This is a genomic window from Streptomyces albicerus, assembly GCF_008905045.1.
Classification (GTDB): domain Bacteria; phylum Actinomycetota; class Actinomycetes; order Streptomycetales; family Streptomycetaceae; genus Streptomyces; species Streptomyces albicerus.
This window is the reverse complement of sequence record NZ_VWMY01000011.1, coordinates 189,968-198,546: the sequence shown is the minus strand read 5'-3', so window position 1 is coordinate 198,546 and position 8,579 is coordinate 189,968. Positions and strand designations below refer to the sequence as shown.

Sequence of the window (8,579 nt, the reverse complement as noted above, 5' to 3'; positions counted from 1 at the left end):
TCAGGTGTCGGCTACCGCATCCACACGCAGCCAAAGGCCGGACACGAGGGAGCAGACCGTGGATAGAACCCCTGGTTTGAGCGTTCGCCTCAAACTCACCCTCAGCTACGCCGGGTTCCTCATGCTGGCCGGCGCCTTGCTGCTCGCGGCGGTGTGGGTGTTCCTCCTCCGTTATGTCCCCGACCGTGCAATGCTCATCGACGCCGACGACAAGCTCGAGAACGGTGTTTTTCCCGTCCGGTCCGTCCTCCTGGACGTTTTCGCTCCGAGGGCAGCCGCAGTACTGGCGTTCCTGCTGGTGTTCGGCCTCGTGGGAGGGTGGATCCTCGCCGGCCGCATGCTCGCCCCCTTGACGCGGATCACCGACGCCACCCGGATGGCCACGCACGGATCGCTCTCCCACCGGATCCGGCTGCCGGGCCGCAAAGACGAGTTCCGCGAACTCGCCGACGCCTTCGACGCGATGCTCGTACGGCTCGAAGCACACGTCGCCGAGCAGCAGAGATTCGCAGCCAACGCCTCCCACGAGTTGCGCACCCCGCTGGCGATCTCGAAGACCCTTCTCGACGTGGCCCGCACCGATCCGAACCATGACGTCGGCGAGGTCATCGACCGTCTCGACGCCGTCAACACGCGGGCGATCGATCTCACCGAGGCGCTGCTCCTGCTCAGCCGTGCTGAGCAGCGGTCCTTCACCCCAGATCACGTCGACCTGTCCCTCATTGCGGAAGAAGCCACCGAAACACTCCTGCCTCTAGCGGAAAAGCGTGGCGTCACCATCGAGACCTCCGGCGACAACACCCCCACGATCGGATCGCAGGCGCTCCTGCTGCAGCTGACCATGAACCTCGTGCAGAACGCGATCGTCCACAATCTGCCCGAACAGGGCATGGTGTGGGTGAATACCAGCGTCCGTCCCAACAGTGTGGTGCTCACTGTCGAGAACACCGGCGAGAAAATCTCCCCCCAGTTGGCCTCGACACTCACCGAACCATTCCAGCGCGGCACCGAGCGCATACACACCGACCACGCGGGTGTCGGCCTCGGCCTGGCAATCGTCAAAACCATCACCCGCGCACACGACGGAAAACTCACCCTCACCCCGCGCCCTGCCGGAGGGATCCGTATCGTTGTGGAACTACCGGCGATATCCCCGCATGCCGACAGGTGAAGAATCAGGGAACTGACGCGCCGCCACCGTAATAGATCTGAGACAAGAGCACTGAGAGCAGGGACCTGAAATCCCACGATTGCGGCCCAAGCGGCTGGTGATCGGTGGCGAGGCAGGTGCGGCGTTCTCGAAAACGGTACTTTCGTAGCCGCGCCCGCCGACACGTACCTCGCCTCCGCCAAGCTCCCTGCGACGGCACCGTCGTTTCAGCCTATGCTCACGTCTTTCCGCTGGGCCTGACGTCCCTGACTGACGTCCCCGACCCACCGCTCATTTTTCTGTTATCGGCCGCACGCCGTCCCGTCTCCCATGCGTAGGCACCGTCCCCGACATGAGATCCGAGGAACGACGCAGTGACACCTGAGATCAGCCGCCGGACCATGATGAAGTTCGCGGGCGCGGCGGCGGGCGCCGCAGGGATCGGTACGGCCGTGGCGACCGCCCCGGCGTCGGCGGCGGGTGCGGCCTTCGCGCACCCCGGGCTGCTGCACACCCGGGCCGACCTCGACCGCATGGCCGCCAAGGTGAAGGCGGGCGCCGCCCCCTACACGGCCGGCTTCGCCAAGCTGACCGCCAACCGGCACGCACAGAGCGGCTGGACGGCCAACCCGCAGGAGACAGTGTCCCGAGGAGCGGGCGGCCCCCAGAACTACACGATCCTCTACAACGACATCCACGCCGCCTACCAGAACGCCCTGCGCTACCACGCCGGCGGCGACACCGCGCACGCCGACACCACCGTCGCGATCCTCAACGCCTGGTCGGCCAAGCTGACGAGTCTTGCGGGCAGCGCCGACCGGTTCCTGGCCGCCGGCCTGTACGGCTACCAGATCGCCAACGCCGCCGAACTCGTCCGTGACCACGGCGACTTCGAGCTGGAGCGGTTCCAGAAGATGCTGCTCGACGTCTTCTACCCGCTCAGCGAGGACTTCCTCGCCAACCACAACGGTGCGGTCGTCTCCAACTACTGGACCAACTGGGACCTGTGCAACATGGCGTGCGTCCTGGCCACCGGCATCTTCTGCGACGACAAGGCCATAGTCGACCGCGCCGTCGAGTACTTCAAGCACGGTGAGGGACTGGGGGCGATCAAGAACGCCATCCCGGTCGTGCACGACGACGGGCTCGCCGAGTGGCTGGAGGCCGGCCGCGACCAGGGGCACGCGCTGCTCGGCATCGGTCTGATGGGCACCTTCTGCGAGATGGCCTGGAACCAGGGCATCGACCTGTACGGCTACGACGACAGCCGCTTCCTCAAGGGTGCGCAGTACGTCGCCAAGTGGACCATGGGCGGCGACGTGGCGTACACCGAGAACACCCGTGAGAAGGGCGCGATCAACGGCTGGTCAGGGACGGAGACAGCGACCGACGCCGCGGCAGTGAATCCGGCGATGACCCGGCCGATCTGGGCGATGATCGCCAACCACTACACCAAGCGGCGGGACCTGTCCGCCTCGTACGTCACGCAGATCGCCGCCAAGACGGCCCCCGAGGGCGGCGGCGGGGACTACGGCCCCAACAGCGGCGGTTACGACCAACTCGGCTTCGGCACACTGGCGTTCACCCGGGACAAGGCCACCGCCGACGAGACCGCGGCATCGCCCACGGCGTCGGCGTCCGCCGCGTCCGGCTCGACTGGCTCTGCCGGGGCCTCGGACTCGTCCCCCCAGCCCTCCCCGTCTCCCAGCGTCCAGGGCTCGGCGGGCGACGACCTGGCCGCCACGGGCTCCTCCGACCTCCCGCTCTGGACGGCCGCGACCGGCATCACGGCCGTCGCCGGAGGCCTCCTCCTGCTTCGCCGCCGCGGTCAGGCCCGCCGCGACGCGGACTGAGACAAGAACCGGCCGTCGGCGAAGGGGAGTTCGTACAACTGCGTCTCATTGACGGTCCACCACTCGGACCGGACGTTGTCCTCCACGCGTTTCCTGCGGCGGGTGCGTGACGACGATCTCCGTGCAGGGGAGATCCGCAGGTCGCCGAGTTGGCGGCTCAGGTGCGCGCCCGCAATGGGGGAGAGAGCTCAGCGGACCTACGTATCGTGCTGTCGGCGCACCATCTCGGTGATCCAGATGGGCGCGAACGGAGACGTGCAGCCCGGGGAAGTCGGGTAGTCCTTGAGCACTTCCAGGCGCTCACCGATGTCGATTGCACGGGCGCGGAGCTCGGCGTGCTCGATCCCGATCTGAGCCAGGCAGTGGTTCATCGCCCACTGCAGTCGATCCGGGGCGCCTTTCATCTCCGCTTCGATGACGTCGAGCAGTCCTGCGAGGTCGAGGCCCTCGGGCTTCTTCGCCACGCGTTCGGTGGTCAGCGCCCAGCCGGCACTCGCTACCACCGGATCCGGATCGGCGGACCAGGCCAGGCGCAGCTCTTCGGAGTGCGGGTTCTTCTTCACCACGTAGTTCACGAGCCAGTCGTGCACCTTGGGCGAGCGCGCCTCGCGCAACATGGCGTCCAACTGGTCCCGCTCGAACGCCTTCGGGCGGCAGATCAGGAGCGCCAGCAGTCTCGCCGCGGTGTCATCCGTCTCCCAGAGCCGGCCCGCGAGTTCCTGCTGCGTCTTCAGCCGCTTCGCGAGCGCGCGCAGCTTGCTGAGGTTCACACCGTGATCGTCACCGTGTTTCTCGTTCACCTCGCGCGTCTTCGGGTCCTCGAGCGCGGCCAGCTCGGCCATCACCTCAGCCACCATCGTCTCGGCCACCTCAGCCTCCTGTCCATCACGTGCGCGATTCAGCCTACGAGGGAGTCGACCGCCTGCCCACCAGGCAGCTCACGATGACACCAGTGCAAGTTGATTGGCTGTCCGTGCTGCTCGGTCCCATTGTCGTCGTCGCGTTGGTGATTGCCTTCTTCGCTGGGCGTTCGGCATCCAAGGCGGGGGAGTGTCTGACGAGGCCTAGCCGGAGGCCAGTTTCCGCAGCACCAGAGTGGAAAACGGTGTGGGCAGGGCACGTAGCGTGCGGACCAACGCCGCTGTGGGCCATGGGAAGTACGCCTGCGCCGGTTCTCTCTCCAGGGCGCGTACGACGTGCCGGGCCGCCCGCTCCTGGCTGATCTGGAAGGGCTTGGGCAGGCCGTCCCCGCTGATGCGCTCGGTGGCGACGAAACCTGGGTGGACGGAGGTGAACCGGATGCCCTGGGGCGCCAGTTCGACGCGCGCGGTGTCGATGAGCGTGCGCGCCGCCGCCTTCGCCGCCGAGTACGGTCCCTGACGGGGGATGCCCATCAGTCCCGCCAGGGAGTTGGTGTGGGCGATCAGGCCTCCGTCGGGCTGACTGCGCATCTGCTTGATCAGAGGGATGAGGTAGTTGACGACGACGTCGTAGTTCAGCGCCATGATCCGTGCGACGTCCGCCACGCTCACGCGGTCCATGGACATGTCCGGTCCCTGACCGGCGTTGAGGAGGGCGACGTCGACGGAGCCGTACTCCGTCACGGCGGCCGCCACCACATCGGCGGCTGCCTGCGCGTTCAGGGCGTCCGCGGGAATGTCCAGGCAGGCGCTGCCCGCGGCCCGTATCTCCTCGGCCACGGTGGCGAGTGCGGCGGCGCGCCGTGCCGTGATGACGAACCGGTTGGCACCGTCGGCGAGTTGGCGTGCCACCTCGGCACCGATGCCCGACGAGGCACCGACGATCAGAACCGTCCGGTCGGTGATACGCGCCATGGTGTTCCTTCGCTCTGAGAGTGGGCGGTCACAAGCAGCATCGACCCTCGCCACCGTACGTGAGCAGGATCTTGATGGCCTCGCCGCCTCTGCTCAGGTGCAGTTCGCCGATCCGTTCGCGTTGGCCGGTGCCCCGGCGGGGCCACCTGCCGAAGGTCGCAGGCCGGCGGTGTCGCGGCCGCGACACCGCTGGCCTGGAAGCCGGTGCTGGTCGCCGGATGGCGGCGAGGACCTCCGCGGCCCACCGCCACGGAGGTCCTGTGACCCACCTCGTTGCCTGTGTCCGACCATGAGCCTGACCGGAGAACCTGCCGATATCGCCTGGGCGGTGCACTCGTGTCTACGCGGCGAGGCGTTCGGCGAGGGCCTTGGCCTTGGTGGCCGCGTCCTCGAGGGCACGGTCGCGGGAGGTCTCGAAGAGCGGGACCAGTTGGGCCATGGCCGGGATGTGCGGGGCCATGGTGAGCTCCGGGACGATGAAGTCGAGGTCGAGGGCGAGCATGTCGGCGAGGGTCGCCGTCAGGTAGTTCTGCACGTACTCGAAGGGCTCCTTCGGGGTGCCGGGCGCGTAGGAACCGCCGCGGCTGGCCACGACCGTGACCGCGGTGCCCTTGGCGGAGGGGGTCTCGCCCGCGGTGCGGCCGAAGAGGATCACGTTGTCCAGCCACGCCTTGAGGGTCGAGGGGATCGTGTAGTTGTACATCGGGGCGCCGATCAGTACCGCGTCCGCCAGCTCCAACTCCTCGATCAGCTTGAGGCGTTCGGCGAAAGCGACGGCCTCCTCGGGCGTGTGGGCCTCCGGATCGGCGAAGCCGGCGGTGTGCGCGTCGGCGGTGATGTGCGGGACGGGGTCGACGGAGAGGTCGCGATAGATCACCGTGCCCTCCGGGTGCTGCTCTTCCCAGGTCTTGCGGAAGGTCTCGGTCACGGCGCGGGAGGCGGAGGCGCCGCCCGGGAACACGGACGAGTCGATGTGCAGCAACGTGGCCATGGAGTATCTCCAGTAAGAGGTGAAATGAAGGGGCGGGCGTCCGCGGCGGGTGCCGCGGGGCTCGTGGTCGGTGCGGGCGATGCGGCCGGTGGTCAGGCCGGCGGCCGGGGGCGCAGGACGCCCTCGGGGTCGTAGCGCTTCCACAGGTCGGTGACGCGGGTGCCGGTCGGTCCCGGGTAGGCGTGTGTGAACGTCGCCTTGTCGGGGGCGCTCTCGAAGTTCACGTAGGCGCCGTCGGTATGCGGGGCGAGCGGCGCCCAGGCGCCGGCCAGGGTGGCGCGGTCGTCCGGTGGGAACGCCGAGGCGACGACGAGCGTGTTCTGGTGGCGGTGCGCGAACGCCATGGCCGAGGGGGCCGGGTCGTGGGTCGCTCCGCCGAGTGAACGCAGCTGGATCAGGACCGGGTCGGGGGCGGCCGACGCCGTGACCAGGGCGCGGGCGGCGTCCGAGGTCATGTCGGTGAGCAGTCCGTTGGTCGTACTGGCGGGCATCTGCCCGGAGTTGGCGTGCAGATGGAGCGGTGGCACCAGTTCCGTGTACGGGACGACGTGGGCCTGTTGCGCCATCACGTCACCGATGCCGAGCAGCGGTTCGACGGCGTCGCGGATGACGGACGGGCTGTCCGAGGCCACGACCGCGGTGATGAACGCCGCGGTGGTGTCGCCCCGCGCGGACAGCATCACCGCCGTCGACAACTCGCGCGGCGCCCGCGCCATGACGTCGGCCCAGCGCCGCAGCGTCTCACCGGCCGGGTCGACCGCCGCGACCAGCTGTGCGTGGCCGACGTCATGGAGTTCCATGGCCTCGATCTCGAAGGCCACCGCGATCCCGGCACCCGCGCCGGCCCCGCGCATCACCCACAGCAGGTCGGGTTCGGTCTCCGCGTCGGCGCGTACGTACGTCCCGTCGGGCAGTACGACCTCGACGGCGCGGATGTGGTCGACGGTGAGCCCGTACCGGCGTACGAGCCATCCGATGCCGCCCCCGGTGGCGATGCCGCCGACGCCGACGTTGCCGTGGTCGCCCGAGCTGATGGCGAGCCCGTGCGGGGCGAGTGCCTGGGCGACCTCGGCCCAGCGGGCTCCCGCCTCGACGCGGACCAGCCGGGAGGCGCGGTCGAGGACGTCAATGCGGTGCAGCGCGCTCAGGTCGATGACGAGCCCGCCGTCGTTGGTGCCGCTGCCGGACAGGCCGTGCCCGCCGGAGCGGACGGCCACCCGAAGCCCCGTCTCCCGCGAGTACCGCAGCGCCGCCGCGACGCCGTCCGCGGACTCGGGCAGGACCACGGCGATGGGGCGGCCGACGGTGGTGTAGGTGGAGCGCAGCAGCCGGTAGCGCCGGTCGTCGGGCGTGACGACCTTGCCGACGAGTTCGGCCGGCAGGGTGCCTAGGGCGTCGAGGGTGGAGAGGGTGTCGTTCATCGCCCGCTCCGCAGGGCGTCGACGCGCTCGCGTACCGCGGGCACGACCTCGTCGGCGAAGAGCGCGAGTTGCCGCTCGGGGTCGGTGGCGGGCCAGAAGACGAAGGTGTCGAAGCCGAGTTCCACGGCCCACTCGGTGAGGGTGTCCGCCCACCGCCGCACATCGCCGACGAGCCCGGGGCCGCCCCCGTGGTCGCCGATCACGCCGATCACGTTGTAGACGCGCCGCAGCGTCCGCGGGTCGCGGCCCGCGTCGGCGGCCGCCTCGTCGATGATCCGCTGGCGCGAGGGCACCTCCTGCGGCGGGACGTAGATGTTCAGCGGAGAGACCCAGCCGTCGGCCACCCGGCCGGTGACGGCGAGCATCCGCGGCTTCTGGGCGCCGAGCCAGAGCTCGACGGGCTTCGGGGGCACCGGTCCGGCGCGGTATCCGTCGACGGAGTGGTACGGGCTGTGCAGCTGTACGACACCTCCGGCCAGGGCCGTGCGCAGGAGCCCCAGCGACTCCTCGGTGAACGCGACCATGTCCTGGCCGCGTCGCGCCGGGCCGCCCATCGAGGCGATGGCGTCCGGGATACCGCCCCCGCCGACGCCGAGCTGGATCCGTCCGTCGGTGAGCACGCTCAGCGACGCGGCGGCCTTGGCGAGCATCACCGGCGGGCGCAGCTGCAGGTCGGCGACGTCGGTGAGGAAGGAGATGCGGTCGGTGACCGCGGACAGATGGGTGATCAGGGTCCAGGTGTCGAGGTGGCCGGGCTGGTAGGGGTGGTCCTGGACGGCGAGATGGTCCAGGCCCGAGGCCTCCGCTGTCCGCGCGAGGTGCCGGGTCTGCTCCCAGGCCCCGGCGGAGGGGTCGAGGCTCACTCCGAAGGAGAGCGGGCGTCCGTAGTCGGTCATGCGTCTACGGTGCGCCGGATCGCTCCATCGGCAAAGCGGCGGGTAAGGTGCTAATCTTTTGTAAGTGGACTCCATTCATGACGACAGCTGCCCGAGCTTCGAGGGCACCCTCGAACTGATCGGACGCCGCTGGACGGGTTCGATACTGCAGGCCGCCGGCCGTGGCGCCCGGCGCTTCGGCGAGTACCGGGCCTTGATCGACGGCATCTCCGACCGGCTGCTCTCCCAGCGCCTGAAGGAACTCGAGGCCGCGGGCCTCATCGAGCGCACCGTCATCCCCACTACGCCCGTGCAGATCCGCTATCAGCTGGCCCCGGACGGCCGGGCACTGGTGGACGCCCTGCTGCCGCTCGCGGAGTGGAGCATGCACCGCTCGGGCCCCAGAGGTGCGGGGCGGGTTCCGTCGTCGTCGACGTAGCCTACGGATGCGCGC

At 69.4% G+C, this 8,579-nt stretch carries 8 protein-coding genes; 3 read left to right on the top strand and 5 right to left on the bottom strand.

Annotated features, from left to right (window positions below):
* Window positions 1–58 precede the first annotated feature (58 nt).
* Window positions 59–1,171, top strand: a complete 1,113-nt coding sequence (locus GAS53_RS12000) for a sensor histidine kinase (RefSeq protein ID WP_151477483.1) — start codon at window positions 59–61, stop codon at window positions 1,169–1,171.
* Window positions 1,172–1,551: 380 nt separating this feature from the next.
* Entirely contained in the window at window positions 1,552–3,003 is a 1,452-nt protein-coding gene (locus GAS53_RS11995; protein ID WP_151477505.1) for an alginate lyase family protein, read from the top strand.
* A gap of 197 nt (window positions 3,004–3,200) precedes the next feature.
* Here the strand turns inward: GAS53_RS11995 and GAS53_RS11990 are convergent, their stop codons facing one another.
* The 5 genes from GAS53_RS11990 to GAS53_RS11970 form a co-directional block, all read right to left on the bottom strand.
* Complete coding sequence (locus tag GAS53_RS11990; protein ID WP_151477504.1) at window positions 3,201–3,860, bottom strand: DNA alkylation repair protein; 660 nt, start codon at window positions 3,858–3,860, stop codon at window positions 3,201–3,203.
* Between the two features lie 207 nt (window positions 3,861–4,067).
* Window positions 4,068–4,838, bottom strand: coding sequence for an SDR family NAD(P)-dependent oxidoreductase (locus tag GAS53_RS11985; protein WP_151477482.1), 771 nt, complete (start codon window positions 4,836–4,838; stop codon window positions 4,068–4,070).
* Window positions 4,839–5,178: 340 nt separating this feature from the next.
* Window positions 5,179–5,829, bottom strand: a complete 651-nt coding sequence (locus GAS53_RS11980; RefSeq protein WP_151477481.1) for an FMN-dependent NADH-azoreductase — start codon at window positions 5,827–5,829, stop codon at window positions 5,179–5,181.
* Between the two features lie 92 nt (window positions 5,830–5,921).
* Complete coding sequence (locus GAS53_RS11975) at window positions 5,922–7,250, bottom strand: FAD-binding oxidoreductase (RefSeq protein ID WP_151477480.1); 1,329 nt, start codon at window positions 7,248–7,250, stop codon at window positions 5,922–5,924.
* Complete coding sequence (locus GAS53_RS11970) at window positions 7,247–8,146, bottom strand: LLM class flavin-dependent oxidoreductase (RefSeq protein WP_192583077.1); 900 nt, start codon at window positions 8,144–8,146, stop codon at window positions 7,247–7,249. Before GAS53_RS11970 ends, GAS53_RS11975 begins: the two co-directional genes overlap by 4 nt.
* A gap of 64 nt (window positions 8,147–8,210) precedes the next feature.
* On the opposite strand from GAS53_RS11970, the gene GAS53_RS11965 reads away from it, so the two are divergent.
* The gene (locus GAS53_RS11965; RefSeq protein ID WP_151477478.1) at window positions 8,211–8,564 is read left to right on the top strand and encodes a winged helix-turn-helix transcriptional regulator; all 354 of its coding nucleotides are present in this window, start codon (window positions 8,211–8,213) and stop codon (window positions 8,562–8,564) included.
* Window positions 8,565–8,579: the final 15 nt, after the last annotated feature.